Source organism: Rhodococcus sp. OS5, from assembly GCF_056837585.1.
This window is the reverse complement of sequence record NZ_CM166368.1, coordinates 4872055-4898130: the sequence shown is the minus strand read 5'-3', so window position 1 is coordinate 4898130 and position 26076 is coordinate 4872055. Positions and strand designations below refer to the sequence as shown.

29 protein-coding genes are annotated in these 26076 nt (G+C 62.4%); 10 read left to right on the top strand and 19 right to left on the bottom strand.

The genetic code is table 11. From position 1 onward, the window contains the following. Positions 1-89 precede the first annotated feature (89 nt). A complete protein-coding gene (locus tag ACVZUB_RS22735; protein ID WP_482627791.1) occupies positions 90-1085 on the top strand; it encodes an ABC transporter permease in 996 nt (331 codons plus the stop codon). On the opposite strand, the gene ACVZUB_RS22730 is transcribed toward ACVZUB_RS22735, so the two are convergent. After that, positions 1082-1459, bottom strand: coding sequence for a DUF952 domain-containing protein (locus tag ACVZUB_RS22730; RefSeq protein ID WP_482627790.1), 378 nt, complete (start codon positions 1457-1459; stop codon positions 1082-1084). The two genes, ACVZUB_RS22735 and ACVZUB_RS22730, sit on opposite strands and share 4 nt — an antisense overlap. A 76-nt stretch (positions 1460-1535) precedes the next feature. Between ACVZUB_RS22730 and ACVZUB_RS22725 the strand changes: the two genes are divergently transcribed. After that, the gene (locus ACVZUB_RS22725; RefSeq protein WP_047270920.1) at positions 1536-2123 is read left to right on the top strand and encodes a TetR/AcrR family transcriptional regulator; all 588 of its coding nucleotides are present in this window, start codon (positions 1536-1538) and stop codon (positions 2121-2123) included. Positions 2124-2133: 10 nt separating this feature from the next. Next, positions 2134-3480, top strand: a complete 1347-nt coding sequence (locus tag ACVZUB_RS22720; RefSeq protein WP_482627789.1) for a cryptochrome/photolyase family protein — start codon at positions 2134-2136, stop codon at positions 3478-3480. 4 nt (positions 3481-3484) lie between these two features. On the opposite strand, the gene ACVZUB_RS22715 is transcribed toward ACVZUB_RS22720, so the two are convergent. The 3 genes from ACVZUB_RS22715 to ACVZUB_RS22705 all read right to left on the bottom strand — a co-directional run bounded on the left by ACVZUB_RS22715 (position 3485) and on the right by ACVZUB_RS22705 (position 5829). Beyond that, entirely contained in the window at positions 3485-3853 is a 369-nt protein-coding gene (locus tag ACVZUB_RS22715) for a VOC family protein (protein WP_003939994.1), read from the bottom strand. 156 nt (positions 3854-4009) lie between these two features. Further along, on the bottom strand, positions 4010-4456 hold the full coding sequence (locus ACVZUB_RS22710; RefSeq protein WP_047270917.1) for a hypothetical protein: 447 nt from the start codon (positions 4454-4456) through the stop codon (positions 4010-4012). A gap of 134 nt (positions 4457-4590) precedes the next feature. Then, entirely contained in the window at positions 4591-5829 is a 1239-nt protein-coding gene (locus tag ACVZUB_RS22705; RefSeq protein WP_003940229.1) for an MFS transporter, read from the bottom strand. A 113-nt stretch (positions 5830-5942) separates the two neighbouring features. Between ACVZUB_RS22705 and ACVZUB_RS22700 the strand changes: the two genes are divergently transcribed. Further along, positions 5943-6533: a TetR/AcrR family transcriptional regulator gene (locus tag ACVZUB_RS22700; RefSeq protein WP_007733425.1), complete on the top strand. Its 591-nt coding sequence runs from the start codon at positions 5943-5945 to the stop codon at positions 6531-6533. Here ACVZUB_RS22700 and ACVZUB_RS22695 read toward each other — a convergent pair. Together ACVZUB_RS22695 and ACVZUB_RS22690 are read right to left on the bottom strand one after the other, a co-directional pair. Beyond that, positions 6491-7111 (bottom strand): GNAT family N-acetyltransferase, encoded by a 621-nt coding sequence (locus ACVZUB_RS22695; RefSeq protein ID WP_482627788.1) that lies wholly within the window; start codon positions 7109-7111, stop codon positions 6491-6493. The two genes, ACVZUB_RS22700 and ACVZUB_RS22695, sit on opposite strands and share 43 nt — an antisense overlap. 57 nt (positions 7112-7168) lie before the next feature. Then, positions 7169-7753 (bottom strand): TetR/AcrR family transcriptional regulator, encoded by a 585-nt coding sequence (locus ACVZUB_RS22690; protein ID WP_482627787.1) that lies wholly within the window; start codon positions 7751-7753, stop codon positions 7169-7171. An 87-nt stretch (positions 7754-7840) separates the two neighbouring features. On the opposite strand from ACVZUB_RS22690, the gene ACVZUB_RS22685 reads away from it, so the two are divergent. Then, positions 7841-8227: a DUF1304 domain-containing protein gene (locus tag ACVZUB_RS22685; RefSeq protein ID WP_003939752.1), complete on the top strand. Its 387-nt coding sequence runs from the start codon at positions 7841-7843 to the stop codon at positions 8225-8227. Between the two features lie 7 nt (positions 8228-8234). On the opposite strand, the gene ACVZUB_RS22680 is transcribed toward ACVZUB_RS22685, so the two are convergent. The 3 genes from ACVZUB_RS22680 to ACVZUB_RS22670 all read right to left on the bottom strand — a co-directional run bounded on the left by ACVZUB_RS22680 (position 8235) and on the right by ACVZUB_RS22670 (position 11900). Beyond that, positions 8235-8744, bottom strand: a complete 510-nt coding sequence (locus ACVZUB_RS22680) for a hypothetical protein (protein WP_223304422.1) — start codon at positions 8742-8744, stop codon at positions 8235-8237. 301 nt (positions 8745-9045) lie between these two features. Beyond that, positions 9046-9891, bottom strand: coding sequence for a mycofactocin-coupled SDR family oxidoreductase (locus ACVZUB_RS22675; protein ID WP_165639099.1), 846 nt, complete (start codon positions 9889-9891; stop codon positions 9046-9048). A 92-nt stretch (positions 9892-9983) separates the two neighbouring features. Then, the gene (locus tag ACVZUB_RS22670; protein WP_482627786.1) at positions 9984-11900 is read right to left on the bottom strand and encodes a propionyl-CoA synthetase; all 1917 of its coding nucleotides are present in this window, start codon (positions 11898-11900) and stop codon (positions 9984-9986) included. A gap of 178 nt (positions 11901-12078) precedes the next feature. Between ACVZUB_RS22670 and ACVZUB_RS22665 the strand changes: the two genes are divergently transcribed. Beyond that, positions 12079-13350 carry an MFS transporter gene (locus ACVZUB_RS22665; RefSeq protein ID WP_482627785.1) on the top strand — a complete coding sequence of 424 codons (1272 nt, stop codon included), beginning with the start codon at positions 12079-12081 and terminating at the stop codon, positions 13348-13350. Between the two features lie 4 nt (positions 13351-13354). Here ACVZUB_RS22665 and ACVZUB_RS22660 read toward each other — a convergent pair whose 3' ends face one another. From ACVZUB_RS22660 to ACVZUB_RS22635, 6 genes are all read right to left on the bottom strand, one after another. Continuing rightward, on the bottom strand, positions 13355-14395 hold the full coding sequence (locus ACVZUB_RS22660; protein ID WP_007733419.1) for a hypothetical protein: 1041 nt from the start codon (positions 14393-14395) through the stop codon (positions 13355-13357). Next, positions 14392-15879 carry an acetyl-coenzyme A carboxylase carboxyl transferase subunits beta/alpha gene (locus ACVZUB_RS22655; protein ID WP_217017744.1) on the bottom strand — a complete coding sequence of 496 codons (1488 nt, stop codon included), beginning with the start codon at positions 15877-15879 and terminating at the stop codon, positions 14392-14394. Before ACVZUB_RS22655 ends, ACVZUB_RS22660 begins: the two co-directional genes overlap by 4 nt. Positions 15880-15973: 94 nt before the next feature. Next, positions 15974-17167, bottom strand: coding sequence for an ABC transporter permease (locus ACVZUB_RS22650; RefSeq protein WP_003940506.1), 1194 nt, complete (start codon positions 17165-17167; stop codon positions 15974-15976). Beyond that, the gene (locus ACVZUB_RS22645; protein WP_003939757.1) at positions 17164-18060 is read right to left on the bottom strand and encodes an ABC transporter ATP-binding protein; all 897 of its coding nucleotides are present in this window, start codon (positions 18058-18060) and stop codon (positions 17164-17166) included. The genes ACVZUB_RS22650 and ACVZUB_RS22645 overlap by 4 nt, the downstream gene beginning before the upstream one ends. A 43-nt stretch (positions 18061-18103) precedes the next feature. After that, positions 18104-18649: a hypothetical protein gene (locus ACVZUB_RS22640; RefSeq protein WP_003939943.1), complete on the bottom strand. Its 546-nt coding sequence runs from the start codon at positions 18647-18649 to the stop codon at positions 18104-18106. Then, positions 18642-18965 (bottom strand): helix-turn-helix transcriptional regulator, encoded by a 324-nt coding sequence (locus tag ACVZUB_RS22635; protein WP_003940147.1) that lies wholly within the window; start codon positions 18963-18965, stop codon positions 18642-18644. Before ACVZUB_RS22635 ends, ACVZUB_RS22640 begins: the two co-directional genes overlap by 8 nt. Positions 18966-19074: 109 nt before the next feature. Between ACVZUB_RS22635 and ACVZUB_RS22630 the strand changes: the two genes are divergently transcribed. The 3 genes from ACVZUB_RS22630 to ACVZUB_RS22620 all read left to right on the top strand — a co-directional run bounded on the left by ACVZUB_RS22630 (position 19075) and on the right by ACVZUB_RS22620 (position 20555). Next, positions 19075-19491 carry a hypothetical protein gene (locus tag ACVZUB_RS22630; protein WP_003940252.1) on the top strand — a complete coding sequence of 139 codons (417 nt, stop codon included), beginning with the start codon at positions 19075-19077 and terminating at the stop codon, positions 19489-19491. A gap of 74 nt (positions 19492-19565) precedes the next feature. Beyond that, positions 19566-19979 (top strand): VOC family protein, encoded by a 414-nt coding sequence (locus ACVZUB_RS22625; RefSeq protein ID WP_210377589.1) that lies wholly within the window; start codon positions 19566-19568, stop codon positions 19977-19979. After that, positions 19980-20555, top strand: coding sequence for a TetR/AcrR family transcriptional regulator (locus ACVZUB_RS22620; RefSeq protein WP_482627784.1), 576 nt, complete (start codon positions 19980-19982; stop codon positions 20553-20555). It begins immediately after the preceding gene. Positions 20556-20567: 12 nt separating this feature from the next. On the opposite strand, the gene ACVZUB_RS22615 is transcribed toward ACVZUB_RS22620, so the two are convergent. The 3 genes from ACVZUB_RS22615 to ACVZUB_RS22605 all read right to left on the bottom strand — a co-directional run bounded on the left by ACVZUB_RS22615 (position 20568) and on the right by ACVZUB_RS22605 (position 23846). Further along, positions 20568-21407 carry an aldo/keto reductase gene (locus ACVZUB_RS22615; protein WP_482627783.1) on the bottom strand — a complete coding sequence of 280 codons (840 nt, stop codon included), beginning with the start codon at positions 21405-21407 and terminating at the stop codon, positions 20568-20570. Positions 21408-21551: 144 nt separating this feature from the next. After that, positions 21552-23183 carry an ABC-F family ATP-binding cassette domain-containing protein gene (locus tag ACVZUB_RS22610; RefSeq protein WP_003940033.1) on the bottom strand — a complete coding sequence of 544 codons (1632 nt, stop codon included), beginning with the start codon at positions 23181-23183 and terminating at the stop codon, positions 21552-21554. A gap of 66 nt (positions 23184-23249) precedes the next feature. Next, complete coding sequence (locus ACVZUB_RS22605; RefSeq protein WP_030535396.1) at positions 23250-23846, bottom strand: class I SAM-dependent methyltransferase; 597 nt, start codon at positions 23844-23846, stop codon at positions 23250-23252. A 130-nt stretch (positions 23847-23976) separates the two neighbouring features. Between ACVZUB_RS22605 and ACVZUB_RS22600 the strand changes: the two genes are divergently transcribed. Then, positions 23977-24825: an aldo/keto reductase gene (locus ACVZUB_RS22600; protein WP_037128502.1), complete on the top strand. Its 849-nt coding sequence runs from the start codon at positions 23977-23979 to the stop codon at positions 24823-24825. Positions 24826-24889: 64 nt separating this feature from the next. Here the strand turns inward: ACVZUB_RS22600 and ACVZUB_RS22595 are convergent, their stop codons facing one another. Further along, a complete protein-coding gene (locus ACVZUB_RS22595) occupies positions 24890-26041 on the bottom strand; it encodes an NADH:flavin oxidoreductase (protein ID WP_482627782.1) in 1152 nt (383 codons plus the stop codon). Positions 26042-26076: the final 35 nt, after the last annotated feature.

Below are 26076 nucleotides of genomic sequence, written 5' to 3'. Positions count from 1 at the left end.
ATCCACCTCCGGTATTGACAGTTCATCATAACCGGAGGAATATCTTCCACAAATAGTGGAGGAAAAACTTCCACTTAGGGAGGGTAGTTATGAACGCCGAAGTCGAAGCACGGGACCGCAAGAAGTTGGTGGCTGTGGTGTTGGGCTTGTCCGCCGTGATCGGGCTGATGCTGCTTGCCTTCGTGCTGCCCTCGGTCAACAGTGGCCCGCACGAACTGAAGTTGGGCATCACCGGTCCAGCTGCGGCAACCGAACAGATCAGCACCTCGCTCGAGGCGAGTAAGCAAGGCGCCTTCGATACTCGAGAATTCGCCGACGCCGACGCCCTGCGTGACGCGATTCGGAATCGCGACGTGGTCGGCGGAATCGCCGTTGATGCCAACGGTCCTCACGTGTTGATCGCGACTGCAGGCGGAACCCCGATCGCCCAGACCCTGACCGGGGTGGCCAACGGCCTCTCGGAGGCCTCGGGGGCAAAGGTGCCCGTCGAAGACGTTGTGCCGCTGACTGCGGACGACCCGACAGGTGCTGGGCTCACGGCATTGGCCTTGCCCTTGGTGTTCGGCGGAATCATGCCCGCTGTTGTTCTCGTGCAACTGTTTCCGCGCAGCATCGTCAAGCGAGTGTTGGGCGCTGCCGGCGTCGCGGTGGTCGCGGGTTTTGCACTGACTGCCATTCTGCAGTTCGGCACCAACAGTCTTGACGGAAACTACCTGCTCACCGCGCTCGCACTCACCATGGGCATGTCGGCCATCTCGCTTCCCATTTTGGGGCTCGAATCCCTGCTCGGGATGAAGGGGTTCGCGTTGGGCGCCGTCACGATGATGTTCATCGGAAACCCACTCTCGGGGATGGCGACAACTGCCGCGTGGTTGCCCGCAGGCTGGGGCGCATTGGGGCAGCTGCTCCCACCCGGCGCCGCAGGAGCATCCGTCCGTTCGATGGCGTTCTTCGACGGCCATGGCGCCACCACGCCACTTCTGGTGCTGGTGTGCTGGATTGCCGTCGGGATCGCGCTGTGCGTGGCTGCCGGCCGGAAGAAGGCGTCGGCGCCGGTTATCGAACCGGAGGCTGCGCTGGTCTAGTCGGCGCAGCTTGCGTACGGGGTCAGGTCGGGAATCGGCCAGACCCCGTCAACGCGTTCCACGGCCAGTTCGGCGACCACGGTGTCCTCGTCCATCGGTAGAGGTCGGAGGATTCGGGGCTGTCCCGCCTCCCATTCGACGTCGATGCCTGCGGAGGTCAGGGCGTCCTGATCGATAACGGCGACGACCAGTGGCAATGTGAGGTCGCCGAACACCAGATCGAGCACCGAAGCGAGTGCGTCCGGGGTCGTTGCGCGAATGAATCCTGCCTCGTCGTAACTGATTCCGCGCGTCGAGACCTCGTACTCACCGAAACGCTTGCATGCTTCCCAGTCGTCGGCGATGGCGACGTGGACGAGTCGTTGTCCGGTCATGCAGTGCTCCTGTAGTATTCGAATTAATGAAACGCCAACGTAGCATTAATTCACCGGCACGGTAACAGGGGACTTGATGGAGCAACCGCGCAGACGTGGGAGAACCAGTGACGCCGAGCGCGCCGAACGACGCAACGAGATTCTCGACGTCGCTGTCGACTCGTTTCGAGATGTCGGGTTCGCCCGAACGACCATCGAGGGCATTGCCACGGTGGCCGGCGTGGCCAAGCGCACCGTGTACAGCTACTTCGGCGACAAGTCTGCGGTCTTTGCAGCTGCGGTTGCGCGTCAGCACGCGTACGTCGACAATGCCGGCGAGGGCCAGTCCGACCTGCTCGCCGCTGCAGTGGACATCGTCATCGCCCTGCACAGCGACAACTCGATTGCGCTGCACCGCATGATGATCGGCGAGGCAGTGCAGTTCCCTGAATTGGCCGCAGCGTTCTACGAATCCGGCCCGGCCAAGTCGATTGCCTTTCTGGAGAAGATATTGATCGATCAGCACGGCCAGAAGGCTGCGCTGTGCGCGGATCAGTTGTACACCTTGCTGCTCGGGGAGGAGCACCGGCGGCGACTGCTCGGGCTCACCTCCGAACCGACAGCCGAAAGAGCGGCGCAACTGGCGGCCCGTGCGGTGGGATGCGTTCTGAGATCTGATCGGTAGGCTCGACTGGGTGAGTAACTCTGTGATCTGGTTTCGACGCGATCTGAGGGTCGGTGATCTTCCGACTCTGACTGCAGCGGCGGATGCCGGCGGACAGACGTTGGGTTTGTTCGTCCTCGACGAGAAGTTGCTCGGACCGGCAGGCTCACCCCGCCAGAATCAACTGTTCGCCAACTTGTCGGCACTCGACAACCAGCTCGACGGAAAACTGATGGTTGTTCGAGGTGATCCGGCAGACGTGGTGCCCCGCGTGGCGGAATCCGTTGGCGCCGAAGAAGTTCACATCAGTGCCGACTACGGGCCCTACGGCCGACGGCGCGACGCGGCCGTGGCCGAGAAGGTGGAGTTGATCGCCACCGGGTCACCATATGCCGTGGCGCCCGGACGCGTCACCAAGGCGGACGGTGATCCGTACAAGGTGTTCACGCCGTACTTCCGTCAGTGGATGGAACATGGTTGGCGGGGCCCCGCGTCGACCGATGCGGGGACGGTCCGTTGGTTCGATCCGAGCGAGAAGGACGGTGGCCCGCGCCGGGTGAGTATCCCCGCGCCGTCCGGCACCGTCAGCGATGTCGTCGGTGAGGCCGGTGCGCTCGAACAGTGGAAAGAATACTGCGAGAACGATCTTGACCGGTACGACGACGAACGAAATCGACCCGACCTCGACACCGCGAGTCGGATGTCGATCCCGCTCAAGTACGGCACGATTCATCCGAGAACCATGTTGGCAGATCTCTCCAAGCGACTCGGAGACGGCGCTCAGGCGTACCGTCGCCAGCTTGCTTGGCGAGACTTCTACGCAGACATCCTGTTTCAGCGCCCCGACAGCGCGCGGAAGAACTACGACGACAAGTTCGACCGTTTACGTCACGACGGGGGAGTCGACGCAGACGCCGCCTTCACGGCCTGGTGTGAAGGCAAGACCGGCTTCCCGATCGTGGATGCCGGCATGCGGCAACTCGCCGCCGAGAACTGGATGCACAATCGGGTCCGAATGATCGTCGCGTCATTCCTGGTGAAGGACCTGCACATTCCGTGGTGGCGCGGCGCACGGTACTTCATGTCGCAACTGGTGGACGGTGACTTGGCCTCCAATCAGCACGGGTGGCAGTGGACTGCCGGGTCGGGTACGGATGCTTCGCCTTTCTTCCGCGTCTTCAACCCGATCACGCAAGGGGAGAAGTTCGATCCCGACGGCACATACGTCCGTCGGTGGGTCCCCGAACTTCGCGATGTTCCCGGGAAGGCCGTCCACTCGTTGAAGGCGATGCGCCCAGTCGACTACCCGGACCCGATCGTCGATCACGCGCACGAGCGTGAGGAGGCCTTGCGCCGGTACGGCGAGATCAAAGGCTGAGTGCTCAGTGATCTGCGGGCGCTACGCGGACGCGGTTTCCGTCCAGATCTGAAATGACGAACGTCAGACCGAAGACATCTTCGTTGGGTTCTTCGACGACCTCGACTCCCTTGGCCACCCACTCGTCGTGGATCGCCCGAATTTCGTTGCTCCCACCGTCGACCAAGATGCCGACTTCGAAATTGCGCGGTGTCGCGGGATCGAGGTCGCGGGACTTGCCGCTCCACAGTGCAAGGACCACACCGCCGCCGAGGTCGAAGGTCATGTACCGAGGGCTGAGGACCTCAGGCTTCGCGTCGAACAATTCGCCGTAGAACGCTGCTGCGGAGGCGGCATCGCTGACGTAGATCAGAAACTGGTTGGGTAGTCGCACTGTGGTTTTCCCTCTCCCGTTGATGTTCGGGCCACCGGCAGCGGGGCGTGTCCCTGCTCGTGCGGGGTTGCGTTCAACAATCCCCGCGCGCCGGACGAATGTCCAAGAACAAGTGTGTCTGAGTGGCAGATGGATTACTTATGACGACTGCTGCAGTCACACCACACTGAGGTGGTACCCGACGCTCAGGTTCGGGTAGTAGCCGTCGATGTAGCTCGAGATGAAGTAGTGATCAGGGTCGGTGGTGCGAGTTCCGTCGGTGTCGAACTGCGGATAGTCGTTGGCCATGAAGACTGCTTGTCCGCCGTCGGGAGTGGAATAGACGACGTCGACCGTCAGGCCGCGCGGGTCCTGGTTGTATGCCGTGACGATCTCGGTCTCGTGAGGCGCGAGCGACTGGCGTGGGCTCTGCATCCACTGTCCGTAGGGGTTGTCGGCGCCTTCGAGATGAATTGTCTGTTCGGTGTCGTTGCTGATCGTCATCGTGATGCTGTTGCCGGTTGTGGGAAGGGTTCCGGCACTGGCGATTCCGCTCAATCCCAAAGTGAGGGCGCCGGCGGCCAGAGCTGTGATTGCGGCAACTACGTAGCGTGGGTTCGTCATCGTCGGTGTCCTTTGTCCGGGTGAGCGTTCGGTTGGCTCTCTCGAAGACAACTATGTCGGAGCAGATCGATGTCGTATGTCCACTCCCCGGACCCTGTGCAGGCGGAACGGTGTGTCCACCGATCGGGGGACACCTACTCCGACACCGAGACGGCTTCGACCTTTCGCTCGCCGGTGACCAGCAGTCCGATCAGTGCGGCCGCCGCGAGCACCATGACGAGTGCTCCGTAACCACGCGTCGTATCCACCAATCCGACCTTGCCGACCAGGTAGCCGGCCAGCAAGGCGGGAAGACTGTTGGCCAGATATGCGATGACGTAGACGGTGGACAACAAACCCGCGCGTTCGTGGTTCTCGGCCAGCGGCATGACGGTGAGGATAGTTCCTTGGAATCCTGCTCCGAAGCCGATACCTGCAACAGCCGTACCGACCAGAATCAATACGGCAGAGGATGTTTCAGCACCGATGAGTGTGACGGCCACCCCGAGCACCAAGGCGGTGGTTCCGATCAGCATCACGGTCCGGCCGCCGAGTTTGCGGAAGGTGAGTACTGCTGCCGCTCCGAATCCTGTCAGTGTTGCAACCATGATGGCACCGATGAGGGAGCTGTGAACGTCAAGTGCGTTGCGCGCCAATGCAGGTCCGAGTGAGAGGTAGAAACCTCCCAGCGCCCAGACCGCGATCAGGCACGGTGCGGTCAGGGCAATCATCGTGCGCGCCTGACGAGGAACGGCCAGTGTGGGGCGCAGGGACTGCCAGGCTCCGGGGCGTCCGCCCGAAGTCTCGGGAGCGGCCCATACTCCGAAGATCTCGAGAATGACAAGCACGAGAAGGACCAGGTAGACAGTGCTGGTGGGCCGGGGCAGGTGCTCGCTGATGAGGCTCGAACCCACTGCTCCGACTGCAAGCCCCATCGTCGGAGCGACGCTGTTGATGATCGATCCTCGGCCCGGAGTGCGTTCGAGGTCGATCAATGCCGAACCCAGAGCACTGATTGCAGCGCCGGTGGCAACACCCTGTACGACCCGGGCGATGAGCAGGATGGTCAAACCGTCGGCCGAGGCGAACAGTGCGAGCGAGACTGCCTCGAGCGCGAGTGCTCCGAGCAGGACCGGGCGCCTGCCGATGTGATCGGACAGGGATCCGGCGGTCAGGAGCGTGGCGAGCAATGCGAGAGCGTAGATGCCGAACACGAGCGTCGACGCGAGCGAGGAGAATCCCCACAACTGTTGATAGTGCTCGTACAACGGTGTCGGGGTCGCGGATGCGCCCAGGAACGTGGCGATGATGACGGCGATGAGTGTGAAAGCGACGCCTCGCCCAAGGCGTGGGCGTGAAGTGCTCTCGGTCTGTGGTGAAACGGTCGTTGTCATTGTCGTAGCGCTTCCCGTGCGGGTGGTGAAGACTTCAAACGCAAATACTTTGCGTTTGGGACGCTACGCCTGGCCGTAGCCTAATGCAACATCTTTGCGTTAGTATTGGATTTATGAGTCCGTCCGCAGGTCCGCGCCCCGGTGGCCGTAGTGCGCGCATCCAACAGGCCGTGCATGCGTCGGCGCGCAAGTTGTTGGAACAGCGTGATCGAGCCGAGATCACGGTGCCGATGATCGCGACCGATGCGGGAGTGACCCCGTCGACCATCTATCGGCGGTGGGGTGACATCAACGAAGTCTTTGCCGACGTCTCGATCGAGAGATTGCGCCCGGACGCCGACCCGCGTGAAACGGGCTCGCTCCGAGGGGATCTGACGATTTGGGCGCAGGAGTACCTCGAGGAGATGTCTGCGCCTGTCGGTCGTGCTTCGTTGCGTGACGTGTTGATGAGCGACGATCAGACGCATGCACCGGACGGTACGAAGAAGTTCAAGTGTGCCTTCTTCTGTCGGACGCAGATCGACGTGATCCTCGCGCGTTGGCCGGAAGCTGCCGGCGTGGATGGTGATTCGGTGGTCGACCATGTAGTGGCGCCGATCATCTACCGAATTCTGTTCGACCTCGAACCGGTCGTGCCGCAGCGAGTTGCGGAATTGGTGGATCAGACGCTTGCCCTCGCGGCGCGAGTCGTTGCCGAAGGCTGATCGCTACGTAGTCGGGCGTGGACGTGCATGTCGTGCCAGCCGTCGGCGTGCCTGGCGGAGCTTCGTCGAACACCTTCTTCGCTGAACCCTGCTTTGGTGGCGACTCGGCACGATCGTGGGTTGTGGATCGAGTGCTCGAGTTCCAGTCGATGAAACCCTGCTTCGCGGAATGCCCACTCGGACAGTGCGGTTACAGCCTGGGTGCACAGTCCGCGGCCGCGCGCCGCTGGGGTCACCCAATACGCGAGCTCGGCAGTGCCGTCCCACAAATTCACCCCCTTTGCTGCGATTCGACCGAGGAGTTCATTTGTCTCGGGAGCGGCGATCGCCCAATGGTATTCGGATTCGCTTGCCCACCCGTCTCTCCACTGGGTGAGCCAACCCCGTGCTTCGTCGATCGAGTCGGCGCGGCGGATGTGCCAACGCTGAATCGACGGATCGCGAAAGGCTTCCATGACGGCCGGTGCGTCGTCGCGGGTCCAGGGTCGGAGAATCGCGAAAGTCCCGACGTGGATCGAGGGTTGGTCCATTCCCCGGAGATATCCAGCGGCGATAGCGGGCGTGGTCAACTTGGGCACGTGAAGCATCATCGCCTACCCGCCTGATGGCGGGCAATGGCGTGAGCTTTCCGGTCATTATCCCTGCCACTCTGCGTTCAGTCGGCGCGCAGATTCCAGAGTTGCGATGGCCTCTTCGGTGTCAACTCGTGCGAGTACCAATGCACTTACCTTGCAGGAGAGAAGGATTCGAGTGCGATCTGAGAGCGTGGCGTCTGTCTCGGTTGGAAACGCGGCGTGTAATCCACTGTTGATCGCGTCGGCGAGCTCTCGGCGGTAAGCGCGGATCACTGCGGCCACCGCATCGTCGTGCGCGCCGAGTCCGGCAGCCGTATTGAGAAGTAGGCAACCGCGCCGAGGTGAGTCGGCGGTCATGGTGCCGATCGCGTGCGCAAGCGAGGAAAGGTAGTCGTCGACGGCGTCTGCCCCGGGATTTGTCGTGAGGCTGCGCAGACGTGGCCGGATGACATGTTCGAGGTACAGCTGCACGGCGGCGTCGAACAATCCGCGCTTGTTGGTGAACGAGTTGTAGAGACTTGACCGACTCAGCCCCGTCGCGGATTCGAGGTCGCCGAGTGAGGCGCCTTCGTATCCGCGTGCCCAGAAAACGTCCAAAGCGGCAGCGACCACGGCTGTTGTGTCGAATTCTTGTGATCTGCCCATCAAAGCCTCGCTCTTTCTGTATCGTTCGGTCCAGTATATATTGGACCGAACGATACAGAATTCACTCGAAGCAACAGGAGCTCACCGATGAACGTAGCCGGCTACATCTTCGCGGGACTGGCCGCAGCAGTGCACGTGTACATTTTTGTCCTCGAATCGATTCTCTGGACGGCCCCGAAGACCCGCGCCACGTTCGGCGTGAAGTCCGAGGAAGAGGCGATCACCACGCAGCCGCTCGCCTTCAACCAGGGCTTTTACAACCTTTTCTTGGCGATCGTGTCGGCGGTCGGCATCGTGATTGCGGCGACCGGCTCCGCGTCGGTCGGAATTGCCCTCGTACTGGCAGGCACAGGATCGATGGTTGCCGCGGGATTGGTGCTGATTCTCTCGTCTCCCGACAAAGCCCGCGCAGCCGTCGTGCAGATGCTTTTCCCAGCTATTGCCGTTGTTCTGCTGGTAATCCACCTGCTTTGAGTGGTCTCTATCCGCCGCCGAGCACCAGTGATTCGATCAACGCAAAAGCCCCGTTGAGTGCTCCGCAATCGAAGGCTTCGGCCAGGGCGTAACCGATGACAAGTTCGTCGGTGCTCGGCGTGCTCGACCAGACTGCGTCGGTCTGTCTGGGATCGGATTCCTCGTTCTTGGAGAAGTGCCCGATCCGCAATCCGTCGCGGGTGAATGCACTGTTCGCGTCGTCGACTGGGGCGAAGTTCAAACTCACGCCGTCGACGAGTGCCGAGACAGAGTACGAGCGACGGGACAGAAACCCTTTGCCGACAGTGAGTTCGACTTCGTCGCCACCGACAGTGAAGAACAAGTCGGCGGCGGCGCGCGTTCCGATAGGTGTGCCTTCACGGCGCGGGGCATCGACTCGACGCGTCAACAGAGCGTGTGAGTTGCCGTTTCGGACGTCGACGACCCCCGTGTCGACATCGAACGAGATCTCGACTTTTCCGTGAATCGGGTCCATTACGGCGTATTTGACCGTCACTGTGCCTACCCCCTGTAAGTGTGAACTCGGGTCCATAATACGTGGTGGGAGCGTTGTCCAGTATGCCCGAATCCAAAAAAATAGTGCCGAATGACGCGCGTTTGCGGCCAAATGCTTCTACGCTGGGTCTTGGGTTTGTTGCGCATCCCACAACGGTTTTTCCCACACCAGACGAGGAGCGCCTATGAGGTTGTCGACTACTTGTTCTGTTGCTACGAAGGCTTGATCAAGCCGGAATTGCCTCTGCCGGATGGTGCTCGAGACCCATCCGGCAGAGGCAATTCTGCATCAGTTCGGGCCTTCAGCCGCCGGCGAATTTTTCCGAGGTGCCGAGATCGATCGGCAACGCGATGCCGGTGATCCCGCGGCCGGCCGGCCCCACCAGATAGAACACCGCATCCGCAATCACCTCGGGGTCGACCCACGGGTGGGGCAGCAGATTCAGCTTCGACATGATCGGAGCGGTATCGGCGAGGACAGGATTCTCCAAGTCTGGACGGAACGCACGAACCATCGGTTCGTTGTCAATCATCGTCGTACGCACATTGCCCGGGTGTACGGAGTTGACTCGGATGTCTGCCCAGCCGAGTTCGTTGGCCAGAGACTTCGCCAACCCCCGAACGGCGTGCTTGGACGCCGAGTAATGTGCAATCCCCGGCACGCCTCGAAGCCCGGCCATCGAGCTGATCAACACGATGGATCCACCTCGATTGCCGTTCATGATGTGCGGAATCGACACCTTGGTCGTCAACCAGACGCCGGTGACGTTGATGTCCATCAGCTCGCGGAACTCTTCGGCGCTCAGGTCCCAGGACAATTTCGCCGACGCCGCGATTCCCGCGTTGGCGATCACGATGTCCAGTCGGCCGAGTTTCTCGACTCCGGCGTCGACCGCTGATTTCAGGGCATCGAGGTCGCGAGTGTCCGCGACGGATGCGACGATACGCCGGCCCTGAGCTTCGACCAGGGCGACGGTCTGGGCGAGGTCGGCTTCGGTGGCCATGTCGTACCCCGCCGTTGCGACCGGCGCGCAGAGATCCACCGCGATGATGTCCGCGCCCGCGGACGCGAGCTTGACGGCATGCGCGCGCCCTTGACCACGCGCCGCTCCGGTGATGAATGCGACCTGACCGTCCAAATTGCCCATCGAACTTCCCCTGTCCGTGTGAATCGCCGAAACTGGAACGTGTTCATACTGCTACGTCCGGAGGCAGACAGACAGGGGAATTCGCTGAATCCTTATCCGCGAAGGAGTTTGGACAACTCGTCCAATACGCTCGCGTCCTCGATGGTCGACGGGACCGTGTACTCCTCGTTGTCGGCGATCTGCCGCATGGTCTTGCGGAGGATCTTGCCGGAACGAGTCTTCGGTAGTGCGGCGACGACGGTGACGTCCCGGAACGTGGCGACGGCACCGATCTGGTCTCGCACCCGCGCGACCAGTTCCTGTCGGAGTGTTTCGGGATCGATGTCGACGCCGGACTTGAGCACGACATAACCGCTCGGCCGTTGCCCCTTGAGTTCGTCGTGAATGCCGATGACCGCGCATTCGGCGACAGCCGGGTGGCCGGCGACGACGGCCTCCATGCTTCCGGTCGAAAGGCGATGTCCGGCAACGTTGATCACGTCGTCACTTCGTCCGAGCACGAAGACGTAGTTGTCCTCGTCGATGTACCCGGAGTCGCCGGTGAGGTAATAGCCTTCGAAAGTCGACAGGTAGGACTTCACGTACCGGTCCTCGTCACGCCACAGTCCGGCGAGTGTTCCGGGAGGAAGCGGCAGGCCGATCACGATGTTGCCCTCGGCGCCCGGACCCACGAGTTCGCCCTTGCCGTCGACGATTTCGACGCGGTATCCGGGGCAGGCGACGGTGGGTGAGCCTGCTTTGATCTCCATGGGTTCGAGGCCGCGCAGATTCGCGCAGATGGCCCAACCGGTTTCGGTCTGCCACCAGTGATCGACCACCGGGCGATCGAGAATCCGAGTAGCCCACTCGTAGGTGTCGGGATCCAAGCGCTCGCCGGCCGCGAACAGTGTGTCGAGCGACGAGATGTCGTACTTGGCAAGCTCTTTTGCGTCCGGGTCGGCCTTGCGGACCGCGCGGATCGCTGTCGGAGCGGTGAAGAGTGCCGACACGTTGTATTCGGAAATGATGCGCCAGAACGCACCGGCGTCGGGGGTGCCGACGGGCTTGCCTTCGTACATGACCGTCGTGGCTCCGGCGAGCAACGGTCCGTAGACGATGTAGGAGTGGCCGACCACCCAGCCGACGTCGGAGGCGGTCCACCACACCTGTCCTGGGCTGATGTCGTACAGATTCTTCATGGTCCACGTCAGCGCAACGGCATGGCCACCGTTGTCCCGGACGACGCCCTTGGGCTTACCGGTCGTTCCCGAGGTGTAGAGGATGTAGAGCGGATCCGTCGCGGCGACCGACACCGGGTCGGCCGGGGTGGCGTCGGCGATCAGCTCGTCCCAGTCGAACCAGGCTGCGGCACTTGACTTGTAGTCGGAAGCTGCACCGGGAATCTGCTCGCGATTCTTCACGATCACGGTGTGCGCGGGAGTGGCGGACAGTTGCAGAGCCTTCTCGACCATCGGCAGGTACTCGATTGTTCGTCCGGGTTCGAGGCCGCCGGACGCCGTCACGAGCACCACTGGACCGGCGTCGTCGATACGGGTTGCGAGCTCCTTGGCCGCAAAGCCGCCGAACACCACCGAATGCACCGCGCCGATTCGCGCACACGCGAGCATCGCGATCGCAGCCTCGGGGATCATCGGCATGTAGATGATCACGCGGTCGCCCGCCACCACACCCTGATCTTTCAAGACGCCGGCGAAGAGTGAGACCTGCTCGAGCAATTCGGCGTAGGTGTACGTGGCCTTGGTGGGGACCATCGCGGAGTCGAAGATCAACGCGGTCTGATCGCCGCGGCCGTCGCGGACGTGCCGATCGAGGGCATTGAAACTGGTGTTGAGCGAAGCATCCGGGAACCAGCGATAGATCGGCGCGGCAGAATCGTCGAGAGCCCTCGTGGGGGCGACATCCCAGTCGACGGCCCGCGCAGCGTCGAGCCAGAACTTCTCCGGCTGATCCATGCTCTCGCGATATGCGTCGGCATACGTGGTGTGGGACGCCTGCTCGGAAGAGCTCATCGACGTGTGTCCTCTCGTGAACTTCGCTTACCGGTGACCTGAAACACCTTAGGTCACCGTCAGTGCGGTGCGCCTCAGTAGCGGTGCGGGTACCGTCCCTTTGCGCCGGGCGGGCCTGTCCCGTCGGCCAGTGGCGCGCAGGGGTGGGATAGGGCAGGGACTGAAAGGGGGGATCGATGTGACAGGTGCAGCGCAACGCGCAGGCTTCTGGGGAGTCCTCGCTCTGCGTGACTTCCGACTTCTGTGGACCGGCGACGCAGTCAGCGGTATCGGAAACGGTGTCACGACCGTCGTACTGCCGCTGATCGCGCTTCGCGAACTGGACGCGAGTAGCTTCCAGATCGGTGTGCTGGCATCAGCAGTGTGGTTGCCGTGGTTGATCGTCGAACTACCAGCCGGTGCCTGGATCGACCGGCTGCCTCGGCGCCCGATCATGATGATCGCGAACGCTGCGTGCGCTCTGTTCTTCGCGAGCCTCGCGATCGCCGGCTTCCTGGAGGCGATGACATACGGCCACCTGCTCCTGGTCGCGCTGCTCACCGGTACAGCCACCGTCTTCTTCCAGGCGGCCTATCACTCGTATCTCCCCACGGTGCTCGCCGAAGCGGATCTTGTCGAAGGGAACTCGAAGATTCAGGGCGCTGAGGCCGCAACTCGGGTGATCGGCCCAAGCGTCGGTGGGCTGGTGGTTGCAACTGTCGGGCTCGCGGCCGGTCTGGTTGTCGACGCGTTCACGTTCGCCTTCTGCTTTGTATGCATCTGGCTGATTCGTGTGCAGGAGACCGTCCATCGCGGACAGAATCAGCGAGAACCGTTGCGACGCCAGATTGCGCTCGGACTGCGATTCGTCGCCGGTGATCCGTATCTGCGGTCGATCGTCGTCTACGGCACTCTGCTCAATTTCGGTCTCACCGGGTACTCCACGATCCAGATCGTGTTCCTGGAAAAGACGCTTGGCGTGGGGGAGTTCGGACTCGGGCTTCTCTTGGCGATTGCCGGGGTGGGCGGAATTGTCGGATCGATGATCGCGCGCCCGCTCGGCCGCAGATCCGGCACTGCCCGAAGCGTTCTCATCTGTCAGTTGGTGACGGGACCGTTCATCCTGTTAGCACCTCTGACGACGTACGGTGCCGGCCTGTTCTGGTTCTGCATCGGCGGCATGGTGATGGTTGCGGGCGTCGTGTCGTGCAACGTGGTGCTCGGCAGTTTCCGTCAAAGTTACTGTCCGCCGGACCGCCTCGGACGAGTGGTGGCAACGAGTATGTTCCTGCTGCACAGCAGCATTCCGCTCGGTGCGCTGACGGCAGGCTACCTCGGCGACGCAGTGGATCCGCGCGGGACGATGTGGATCATGGCCTGCCTGATCGCGCCGTGCGGATTGGTCCTGCTCTTCAGCCCGCTCCGCGGGATCCGCGATCTACCGAGTCGGCCTGCGGTCCCACTGCGGTAGAGGATTACTGCGGTAGAGCTGCGGCGGACTCTTCGCTTCGAATCGCGATGCGGAGAGTCGCGAGCATGAACAGTGACACCGCGAATCCGAAAAGCGCGCCGAACTGGTCCTGTGTGAACAGATAAACCTGCGTCACCAGGAGGCTCACGATGAGGGATGCACGCAGGAGCCTTAATGCTCGCAGGTACGGACCTCGGAAGAGGAACCACACTCCCAGAACCACAAGAACTCCGGTTGCGACGGTGGAGATCTGGACCACCAGGTCGGAGACGTCGTCGGCCTCGACGACGTTCTCGGAAACCAACGCGTAGATCACCTGGACAATCGCCAGAAGAGCCTGCAGTACGAACAGGGTCAGTACCAGTCGGCGGACGACCCGGTGCCGGAGCAGTTCCTCGGCACGGTGGAAGAACGCGTTGCGGCCACGAGTGATCTTCGATTCGATACCGCCGGTCGGCGGAGTCTGTGAATGCAGGCCGGCTTTGATCGAATCGACGAGGTCGGTGAGGCTGCGGTCTTCGACGCCGTCGAGTACGCGGAGGGCGTGGTTGTACTGGATCTCGTCGAGCTGACCGAGAGCGAGGTCCGAGAGCGCTCGCGCCCCGATGGCGAGCCGATGACGATCATTCATTCCGCGCCGAATCACCACCTCGCGCGCGGCAAGATAGAAGAGAACGAAGACGACGTACATGATCGCGATGGCAGGCTGGTAGAAGTAATCGACGTCGGCGGTGACGAATTTTCCGACCTCGTCAATGAAGAGACCGAACCCGATTCCGCCGACGAGCGTGGCCAGGTCACGCGTGCGAGAGCCTTCGGTGATGGCGGTCGCCACGATGGCTACGGCCATCAGCAATCCGCCCCAGAGAACGTGTGCGATGTGGAGGGCGCCGCCCCCGATCTGGGGATAGCCCGTTGCCGCCAGATATGCGCGGGTGATCAGCACGGTGGCGATGCCCGCGAACAGGAACAATTCGAAACGAGCGAGTGCCGCGCGGTCGTAACTGTGCGGCAGCGTCAGCGCATTCCGGTCCTTCGTCGTCATTGCGGAACTCCCAGGTTTCGATAGCGCGCGATACGGGAGGACTGGCGATCGGTGTCCGACTCTTCGGCAAGCACGAAGAGTTCGTGCGCTATCGCAGCCCCTACCCTCTTGGAGAATTCCACGGGTTCGTCGGCCGCGTCAGGCGTTTCGGGAATGATCGCGTCGATCACGCCGTCTCGAAGCAGATCCAACGAACGAATGCCCTGCGCTGCCGCCATCTCCGGTGCGTGACTGATGTCGCGATGGACGATCGCGCTTGCGCCTTCCGGCGGCAGGGGAGCGAGCCACCCGTTCTGTGCCGCGAGTACCCGATCGGCGGGCAGCAGCGCGAGCGCCCCGCCGCCTGTTCCCTGGCCGAGCAACACCGACACTGTCGGGGTCTTCAGCGTCACGAGGTCGGCGATGCAACGGGCGATCTCAGGGGCCAGTCCACGTTCTTCAGCTTCTTTGGACAGCGACGCGCCCAAAGTGTCGATCACGAGGACAAGCGGGAGTTGTAGTTCTTCGGCAAGTTTCATGCCCCGTCGCGCTTCCCTGAGCGCTGCCGGTCCCATCGTGGTGAGCGCGGATTGGCCGCTGCGGTCCTGGCCGAGCAGGATGCACGGAAAGCCTCGGAAGCGGGCGAGCGAGAGCAAGATCGTCTTGTCGGTTTCACCCTGCCCGGTGCCGCTGAGCGGTACCTGTTCAGTTGCGGCATGGCGGAGCAACTGCCGAATGCCGGGTCGATCGGCCCGGCGCGAGAGCATCACCGACTGCCAGGCAGGAACATCGGGAATCTCGGGTGAGGGAATCGGCTCCGTGGCCGCCGGGGCCGGGGGATCGGTGAGCACGCACAACGCTCGATTGACCAGCAGACGGAGGCGGTCGACGGGGACGACGCCGTCGATCACGCCGTTGCGATACAAGTTTTCGGACGTCTGGATACCGTCGGGAAACTTTTCGCCGTACAGCGATTCGTAGACACGGGGTCCGAGGAATCCCACCAGAGCACCGGGTTCCGCGACGGTGATGTGGCCGAGGGATCCCCACGAGGCAAAGACTCCGCCGGTGGTGGGATTGCGCAGGTAAACCAGGTAGGGCAGGTGTGCCGCTTTGTGAACAGCCACTGCCGCAGCGATCTTCACCATCTGAACGAAGGCGACGGTGCCCTCCTGCATCCGCGTTCCGCCGGAGGTGGGCGAGGCGAGCAGCGGGAGTTGTTCTGCCGTAGCACGTTCGACGGCGGTCACGATCCGCTCGGCCGCGGCGACTCCGATGGAACCGGCGAGAAAGCTGAATTCACAGGCAATTACCGCGACCCGACGGCCCCGAACCGTACCGACACCGGTGACGACGGACTCGTCAACTCCGCTCTTCTCGCGGGCCTTCGCCAGGTCTTCCGCGTATTTCGCGCCAGGTCCGACGTCGACGGGCGGGGAGTCCCAAGAGACGAAGCTCTCGGGATCGAGTACCGCAGTGAGTAGTTCTTCGGCCGAGATTCGCACAACGTCCTCCAAGTAAGCAGCACCCCGTCCAGGATGAACCTACCTGGACGGGGTGCTGCCGGGATCGTGTGGCGTCAGTTGTGTGCCGGATAAATCAGCGTCCGAACGCCTCTTTCCACGAAACGACCTTGCCGATGCGAAGGATGGAGCGCTGGTAGATCTTTGCCGCGATCATCGACAGCGCAGCGGTCACCACCAGCATCAGCAGAATCGTTCCCACGATCTGGAACGGAGAAGCAACACCGGCGGAAATGCGCAGGGGCATGAGGATTGCCGAGAACGGCGGAATCCAACTCAACACGTTGCTCAGGGTTCCTTCTGGATTGCTCACCGAAACGAAAGCCACGCTGACCATTGCCATGACGAGCAGCGCGAGAGGCATCGCGGTGGCGTTGACGTCCTCCTGTCGCGAGACCATGGACCCGGCCGCGGCATACAGCACGGCGAAGAAGAGGAAGCCGAGAATGAACCACCCGAGAGTGCCGAACAGAACGCCGATTGCGGTGCCCGTCACGGTCAGGACGCCCGTCGCCAGTCCGGTGGCGACGCCCGCGACGGCATAGGCAGCCATCTGCATCAGGCCGACAGCACCGATTCCGAGAACCTTGCCCCACAACAACTGCAGTGGACGGAGAGTGGAGAGCAGCAGCTCGACCACGCGACTGGACTTCTCCTCGACGACGCCCATCGCCACGTACGTTCCGAACAGCAGGATCTGCATGTACAGGAGCACCACAGCAGCGATCGACATCGCTATACGTTGGCCTTGTTCGGGATCCGGGGGATCGATGGCATCGATGGTGACCACTGCGGTGGACGTGGCTTCGGCGAGCTGAGCCGGGTCGATCCCCGCAGCGGACAGCGCATTCGATTGTGCCTGCTGTGCAACGGAACTCTCGATGACAGCGCGCAGATTCGTGGGCACTTCCTTCTTGGTCACGACAGTGACGCCGCCGCCCGATCCGGCAATCACGGCCACGTCGAGGTCGCCGTCCTTGACTTGATCACGCGCGGTGCCGTCGTCGGAAACCTCCGTCACCGTCACCGGATTTCCGAGGGTGTCGCCGATGGACACCATCGTGGCACTGAGTGATTGGTTGCCGACCAAGCCGATCTTCGACTTGTCCTCGTCGCCGCCGGAGAAGAGCGAGAAGGCGATGATGCCGCCGATGATCGCGACCAGAATGATGACGTTGCTGATCACAAAACTCTTCTTCGAGATCTGCGTCATGAATTCGCGTCGGGCGACCAACCCGATGGCTCGACCTCCGCTCAACTGGTTGCTCATGCGGCTACTACCTCTCGGAACAGATCGGTCAGTGACGGACGTCGTAGCGTGAACTCGTGCACCGGCCCGGTTTTCAACGCTGCATGCAGGATCTGCTGATCGTCGGCGGTTCCGTCGACGCTCAGGAGCGTTCGACCGTCGAGGTGGCTCAGTGTGGTGACACCGATCAGATGGTGTGCCCAACCGACCGGCGCGTCAGGGGCGAAGACTTCGATTCGGCCGTCGCCCTTGCCTCGTAGCTCGTCGACGGTTCCGATCTCCCGCATGCTGCCGCGGCTGATGATGCCCACGCGATCGCACAAGCGCTCCACCAGATCCAGCTGATGGCTGGAGAAGATTACGGGAACACCGGTGCGAGCCTTCTCGACCAACACGTCACTCATGACATCGACCGCTACGGGGTCAAGGCCCGAAAACGGTTCGTCCAGAACGAGTACCGATGGGTCGTGAACCAGCGCCGCCGCGAGCTGCACACGTTGCTGATTACCGAGGGACAGGGAATCGACGGTGTCCTTGACGCGTTCGGCGATGCCCAGACGTTCGGTCCACCGCTCAGTGGCCGCGTGCGCGTCGGCCTTCGACAGTCCGTGTAGCTCGGCCAGATAGGAAAGTTGCGCTCCCACCTTCATCTTGGGGTAGAGGCCGCGTTCCTCCGGCATGTATCCGATAGTGCGACGCACGTCGAGGTCGACGGGTTTGCCGCCGAGGCGAACTTCTCCCGAATCTGCTCCGAGCACACCCAGCGCAATGCGCATCGTGGTCGTCTTGCCGGCGCCGTTGCTGCCGACGAATCCGAAGATCTCGCCTGGGCGCACTTCGAAACTCAGGTTGTCGAGTGCGACGACGTCGCCGTAGCGTTTCGAGATGCCGTCGATCGTGAGGGTGGCTGACATGGGTCCTTCCCATCGGTCGAGTGGTGCGCTTCGGTAATACGGGTCAGAGATCGAACTCTTCCGAATCAATCGGATCCGGGTCTGGATTGGTCCACGAGAGAATCATCGCGGGCGTGCACGCGCCGATCAGCATTGCAGTCAGTGCCAATAAACCTCCCGTGTAAGGCAGCCTCTCTACATTCCACTGCACCGACGAGGTGAAAATGAGGAAAATGGCGACAATGAAGACCAACGTTTGGGTCACGCTGAGCCCGACGGAGCGAGCGTCGTTGCGTTGCTGGATCTCCCATTCGTCCAACGCCTGCCGCGGAGCATCCCCTTGCCGGCCCGACACGATTTGAAGTGAGGACCACGTCGGCAGGAACAGCAGGGTGAGGACCGGCCATGCCACGGCGAAGAGCGGATTGAACAGGCATGCTGTGCTGACGGCAACCATCGTGGTGAACAGGACCGCCAGGGCGACGACGAGTACGCGCCGACGTCGACGGGTTCGCCAATTCGGGAGCCAATGTCGGAACGTCTCCTCGTTCTGCAGGAACCGCCGAGTGCGGTGGGCCTGGTAGCGGTCGATCAGATTTGATTCAGGCACTTGGCTTTTCACTCCCCTCGGTAGTGCGGTCAGATCGGTAGACCTCCGTCGACGGTGCATTCCGGTAGACCTCCGTCGACAGCGGCCCGAACTCCGTCCGGGAGAACACCGCCTCCACCGGGAGGTCGAACACCCAGCAGATTCGGAATGCAAGATCCAGGCTGGGGTAGTGGTCACCGCGTTCGAGTGCCCCCACCGTCTGCGGATTCACGTCGACGAGTTGCGCAAGCTGTGCCCGGCTCATCTTCCGCTCGGCGCGAAGCACTCCGATGCGATTGAAGATTGGGAGCGCGTCTCCCCGCCGGACTGGGCTCATGCATCAAAGTGTTGTGAAAACCCAACAGTTTGTCAACACGAACCGCGATTGTTCCGCTTCTGGGGCGTGCCGGCGGATAAGGTTCGGGCAACGGAAGGGGCTTGGCATAGTGGTCGAACAGTTGGTGCTCGAAGAGTCCGGCCTGGTCGTGCAGGTGCGCGAGGATGGTAGCTACTGCGTGGGACCGCAAGGGCGCGAAGCGGTCTGGCGCGATCCGATGGAGAAGGGTGCAGTCATCGGTATCGGGCAGCACACTCCGGGGGATGTGGAAGGCGAATCGTGGTGGGTCGTGTACGGCCAGTCGGACATCGGGGCGGACGTCACCGTTCGACTCGAGGACGGGTCGCACGTGCCGGTTTCGCGCCTCGGTGAGATCTTCGCCAGTGAATGGGTGAGTACCCCGCAGCAGGCGTTGCTGTACCGGTCCGATCGCCCGGTGGAGTCGCAGCCCACTAAACTGTCTGTGCTGTTCGCCAGGCCGAAGTTCATGCCCAAGGCGGCGTTTCCGGAGAATGATCGCTTGTAGTTGCAGCGAGCTGCCGTCGGGAGGCTGGTAGCCATCTTCTCGAAACATTACGGTACGTACTGTACTGTTTTGGAATGACAACTTGGCCGAGCGACCTCGCAGTAGTGCAAGTGCGCGTAGCGCGACCCACCGACAGGCTCGACGACGTGATTGCGTTCTATCGCGACTGTCTGGGATTGCCAGAGCTCTACCGGTTCTCCGGTCATTCCGGGTACGACGGAATCATGCTGGGTCTGCCGGATTCGAACTATCACCTCGAATTCACGACCCACGAAGACGGAAGCCCGTGCCCGGCGCCGACGCAGGACAACCTGTTGGTGCTCTACTTCGCCGGCGAGTCGGCGATGTACGAGGTAGTTCAGAGGTTGGGGGAAGCAGGGCACGAACCCGTTGGCGCCGAGAATCCGTACTGGGAGGAGAATGCGGGGATGACTTTCGAAGATCCCGACGGCTGGCGTCTGGTGCTCATGCCGCGGCCGGTGCTGTAGATGGTGCGCGCCCGCGACGAGCGGATCGACGACGCCGTTCTGGCGGCAACCCTGGAGTTGTTGGGGGAGAACGGATATGCGGAGCTGTCGATCGGTTCGGTGGCGACGAGAGCGGGCGTGCATCGACCCGCCATCTACCGGAGATGGCCGTCGAAGCGGCATCTGGTGGTCGACGTTGTCGTGGCGCACATCGGTACTGATCCAACGCCGGACACCGGCGATCTCAGGGCAAACCTGGTCGCCGGCATCACGACATTGGTTGTGGGACTGAGTGAAACGGTAGTCGGTCGGATCCTGCCCGCGTTGGTCGCGGATCTGGCGGCGGACCCGGAATTGGCGCGGGATTTCCAGTCGGCATTCTTTCAGCCTCGACGCGATTCCACTGCGGCAGTGCTGGAATCGGCGCGGCTACGCGGAGACATTCGGAGCGACTTCGACATGGACTTCGTCCTGGACGCGCTGGCGTCGCCGATCTATTACCGAGCGTTGTTCCGTCACTTACCGCTGGACGCGCTCCTGGCCGAGCAGTCCGTCGATTCTGTGCTGCTGACGTTGACTCCCCACGAAAATTCTTGAAGCCGTTTCGATTCAGTTCAATTCGACTGGAACGGGTCCGACACGGCTGTCGGTGTTCAGCGCTGCGATGGCAGCTGACTCGTCGGTATCGAGTGCGAAGTCGAAGATTGCGGCGTTGTCGCGCATACGGGCAGGCGTGACCGACTTCGACAGAACGGTGTGGCCCTGTTCGAGATGCCAGCGCAGAATGATCTGTGCAGGGCTCTTGCCGTGTGCTGCAGCAATTTTCCCGATGGCCGGGTCGTCGAGGATAGTTCCCTGTCCCAATGGGCTCCAAGCCTCGATTTCGATGCTGCGACTTCGCGCGTACTCCCGAGAAGTGTGCTGTTGCAGTCTGGGGTGCAATTCGATCTGGTTGACGGCCGGGGTGGTCGCGCTGTGTTGGGCCAGCAGTTCGAGATGCTCGGGCAGGAAGTTGGACACGCCGATCGCCCGGGTGCGGCCAGAGGCGAGAATTTGCTCGAATGCCGCCCAGGTCTCGACGAACAGGCCCTTTGCCGGCGCGGGCCAGTGAATCAGATAGAGGTCGACGTAGTCGAGTCCGAGCTTGTCGAGGCTGGTGTCGAAAGCGGCGAGTGTTCGGTCGTGGCCCTGATCGTCATTCCACAGCTTGGTGGTGACGAACAGCTCTGACCTAGGGATATCCGAACCTGCGATGGCGCGGCCGACCCCGGCTTCATTTCCGTAGATCGCGGCCGTGTCGATGTGGCGGTAGCCGATCTCGAGAGCTGCGGCAGTGACCTCTTCGGTCTGTGCGTCCGGTACCTGGAAAACGCCGTACCCGAGTTGCGGGATGGTGATCGGCTCGCCGGTGGTTCCGTGAGTCAGTGTGCGGTCGGGGATCGACAACATTGAAGAGTGCCTTTCGGGACTGGGATGTGGCAGCTCGACGGAGGATCATGTCATCCGCGGGCCACCTATGCCGCGCATGCAACTATTGCGTGCGCCGATAAATAGTTGCACACGCGGGTTGTCTGCGCAAGCAGAGTCGATCGGCTACTCCTCGAAGAGCTGTCCGTTCTCCATTCGCCACCGGCGCGTGCTTCGGGTGGACTGCAGCATGCGTCGATCGTGAGTGACCAGAAGGAGGGTTCCCTCGAACGACTCCATCGCCTGCTCGAGCTGTTCGATCGCCGGAAGGTCGAGATGGTTCGTCGGCTCGTCCAGTACCAGTAGGTTCACGCCGCGAGCCTGGAGCAAAGCAAGCGCAGCCCTTGTTCTCTCGCCGGGGGACAGGGAAGCGGCAGATCTGAGTACGTGGTGTCCGCGCAGGCCGAACTTGGCGAGGAGAGTGCGGACATCGGCATCGGGCCAGTCCGGAACCTGTGCACCGAAGGCCTCCACGACTGGTTGATCACCTTCGAACAATCCACGCGCCTGATCGATCTCACCGATCGCGACACCGGAACCCAGCGACGCGATGCCCTCGTCCGGGACGAGTTTGCCGAGCAGGACGTTGAGGAGGGTGGTCTTGCCTGCCCCGTTCGCGCCCGTGACGAGAATCCGATCACCCCAGTCGATCTGCGTCGTGACCGGACCGAACGTGAACTGACCGCGAGTTACCTTGGCGCCGTTCGTGGTCGCGACAACGGATCCGGACCGCGGCGCCGCCGCGATCTCCATACGAAGTTCCCACTCCTTGCGCGGTTCCTCGACCACTTCGAGTCGCTCGATGCGACGTTGAGTCTGGCGTGCTTTCGCGGCTTGCTTCTCCGTCGACTCGGTCCGCAATCCGCGTCCGATCTTGTCGTTGTCCTTGGCTTTACGACGCGCGTTGCGGACGCCGTGTTCCATCCAGTTGCGCTGCATCTGTGCGCGATCTTCGAGATCGGAGCGGGTGCCTGCGTATTCCTCGAACGCCTCGCGTGCGTGCTGGCGGGCGATCTCGCGTTCGGCGAGGTACGACTCGTAGCCGCCGTCGTACACGGCGATGTCCTGTTGTGCCAGATCGAGTTCCACGATCCCCGTGACGGTGCGCGAGAGGAACTCGCGATCATGGCTCACGACAACCAGTGCTGCGCGCGTCTCGGCGACAAATCGCTCCAACTGCTCGAGACCTCGTAGGTCGAGATCGTTGGTGGGCTCGTCCAACAAGAGAATGTCGTAGCGCGAAAGCAACAGTGACGCGAGGCCGGCGCGCGCGGCCTGACCGCCGGACAATGCCGTCATATGTGCATCGAGTGGAACTCCGAGACCGAGTTCTTCGACCACCTTCTCGGCGCGCTCGAGCAGGTCGGCGCCGCCGAGAGCGAGCCAGCGTTCCAGTGCCGGGGAGTACAGATCCTCTTCGGCTTCGGCCAGGGTTTCGGCTGCGGAGTTCATGACTTCCTCGGCGTGGGCGACGCCGGTGCGGCGGCCGAGGAACTCGAGGACGGTCTCACCCTCGATGCGATCGGGTTCCTGCGCGAGGTAACCGACCGCAGCATCCGGCGGGCTGAGGATGATCGAACCTTCGACGTCGGCAGTTCCGATTCCGGCCAGTGCGGTGAGAAGCGTCGACTTGCCGGCGCCGTTCGCGCCGACGAGGCCGATGACGTCGCCGGGGGCAACGGTGAGATCGAGGTCGGAGAACAGGGTGCGTTCTCCCCGGGAAGCAGAGAGGCCGCTGATGCGCAGTGTTGCAGTCACCTGAGAAGTATCCCCGGTGCTGTGCGCCTTTATTAACCGCGGGCGGTTAATAAAGGCGCACAGCAGTCAGCCACGGACCAGGTGATACCAGCACGGATGTGCCGCACGGACCGGAAGTGGCGATTCACTCACGTCCGCGGCCATGCTCGAGGCCATCGACCAACCGTCGAATGCTCGCATGACGTCCTCCTCCGAGACGCCGTGTGGCATCGGCCAACGGTGCCCCGGTCCGAATGCGAACATCACCATGGACGCCCCGGGTGCGGTGATCGCGTTGACCGACCTCCCGTAGTCCCGTCGTTGATGATCGGTGAGCCCGTGAAAACAGCCGATGTCGAGCACCAGCATGTGCCCGCCGTCGACAGCAATGTGCAGGTCTGCCGCGTCCTCGTGGAGGAACCGGACGTCGACGTGTGCTTCACGCGCGTGTATGCGCGCTTTGTCCAGCGGTTCCTGTTCGGCGTCGACGCCGGTGACGTGCCAACCGCGTTGCGCCAGCTCGATGGAATGGCGTCCGGTGCCGCAACCGATATCGAGTGCACGGCCACCTTCCGGGACGGGAATCGCATCCAGAAGGCCGGACAGTTGAGCGTCGAACCCGTGCCCGGTGTGCTCCCACGGAGTGACGCCGACCTTGTAGGCGAGACGATATGAAAGATTCATCGCTCTCTCTTTTCTCGAGGCGATTCCAATACTTGTCTTCCAAGGTAGACCGGCATTTCGGGCGGTACAAGGGCACTGCCCGGAGGTTCGGCGGGGAATGCCTCCCGGCCCTCGCGCGTTGGATCCACATATGACCGAGACCAACGATGTGACCTCTGTACCGACCATTGTTCTGAACGACGGTAAGACGATCCCCGCACTCGGATTCGGTGTGTTCCAGGTTCCGGACGACGAGACGCAGGAAGCCGTCTCCACCGCCCTGAAGACCGGCTACCGCAGTATCGACACCGCCAAGATCTACGGCAACGAGGTGGGCGTCGGCCGCGCGATCGCCGAATCCGGCATCGCCCGCGAAGACCTCTACATCACGACAAAACTGTGGAACGACGACCAAGGCTACGACTCGACGCTTGCGGCATTCGACGCCAGCCTCGACAAGTTGGGTCTCGAGTACCTCGACCTGTACCTGATCCACTGGCCGGTTCCGTCCAAGGACCTGTACGTCGAGACGTTCAAGGCATTCCAGAAGCTCAAGGCCGACGGACGGGTTCGATCCATCGGTGTCTCCAACTTCACCATCGAGAACCTCGAGCGTGTCATCGGTGAAACCGGTGAGGTGCCGGTCCTCAACCAGATCGAGCTTCACCCCAAGTTCAACCAAGCCGAACTGCGCGCCTTCCACACCGGCAAGGGAATCGCGACGGAAGCGTGGAGCCCGCTCGGACAGGGAACCGTTCTCGGCGACCCCGTCATCACCGCTATCGCCGACGCTCATGGCGTCACCGCGGCTCAGGTGATCATTCGCTGGCACCTGCAGATCGGAAACGTGGTGATTCCGAAGTCGGTGACCCCCGAACGTATCGCCGCCAACTTCGATGTCTTCGGATTCGAACTGACACCGGAACAGATCAACGCGATCGGTGCTCTCGACGACCCGGCCGGCCGCATCGGCCCCGACCCGGTCACGCTCGGCAGCTAGTACTTCCGGCAGACCCACAAACGGCACTCCCACAATTGCGGGAGTGCCGTTTTGTCGTGCGAGGTCAGTTCAGGTGTGTGCGATGTTCTGCGGTGAATGCGATGTGCTCGTCCGCGCGTCCGGTGCGGAGCTTCTCGACCCACTCGGGATCGGCGAGCAGCGCGCGCCCGATGGCAACCATGTCGAATTCACCCCTCTCGTACTGAGCTTCGAGACGCTCCAGTCCGGTGACAGCAGATGCAGCTTCGCCGGTGAATGCCGTCGTGAACACGGAATCGAGTCCGACCGAACCGACGGTGATGGTCGGCAACCCGGTCAGCTTCTTCGTCCAACCGGCGAGGCCGAGTGTGCCGTCTTCACCGTCGAGTTCAGCGAATGCCGGTTCCCAATGACGCCTCGTGGACGGATGCAGAACGTCGACGCCGGCGTCGACCAGGGGAGTGAGGATGCGGCCGAGTTCTGCCGGGCTCTGGGCGATACGAGCGTCGTAATGGCCGGACTTCCACTGCGAGAATCGGTAGACGATCGCGAACTCGTCCCCGACGGCCTCTCGGATTGCGGCGACGACCTCGGCCGGGAAACGGGTGCGGGCCTCGAGTGATCCGCCGTAGCCGTCGGTTCGGACATTGGTTCCCGCCCAGAGAAATTCGTCGAGCAGGTAGCCATGTGCTCCGTGCAACTCGAGACCGTCGAACCTGGTGTTCTTCGCGTTGAGTGCGGCGTCGACCCACGACTGCTTCAAGTCGTCGAGGTCAGAGGTGGTGAATTCTCGTCCCAGGCGGGTGCCGTCCAGTGCCAGGCCGGAGGGGCTGACGGTTTCGACCTCGGGGTTCAGGCGTGAGTTCTCGCCGCGTTCGACTCCGAGGTGCCACAGCTGAGGAATGATCGATCCGCCTTCGGCGTGGACGGCGTCGACGACCGACTTCCAGCCACCCAGGCTCGAATCGCCGTAGATGCGCGGTACGCGGGTGTGCGGGCCGGCTGCCGGGTCCGGGATGTACGTGCCTTCGGTGATGATCAAGCCGACACCCCCTGCTGCGCGACGACGGTAGTACTCGGCTACGTCGGCGCCGGGGATTCCGTCCGGCGAGAAGGCGCGCGTCATCGGGGCCATGGCGAAACGGTTACGCAACGAGAGTGATTTGACCTCGAAAGGCTCGAAGAGGCCGCGCAACGCGGAGGCCTCGGGTGCTGTCGATGTGTCGGGAAGAGTCACGGGTTTGTTCAACGCGGCGGACCCTCGACCTATTC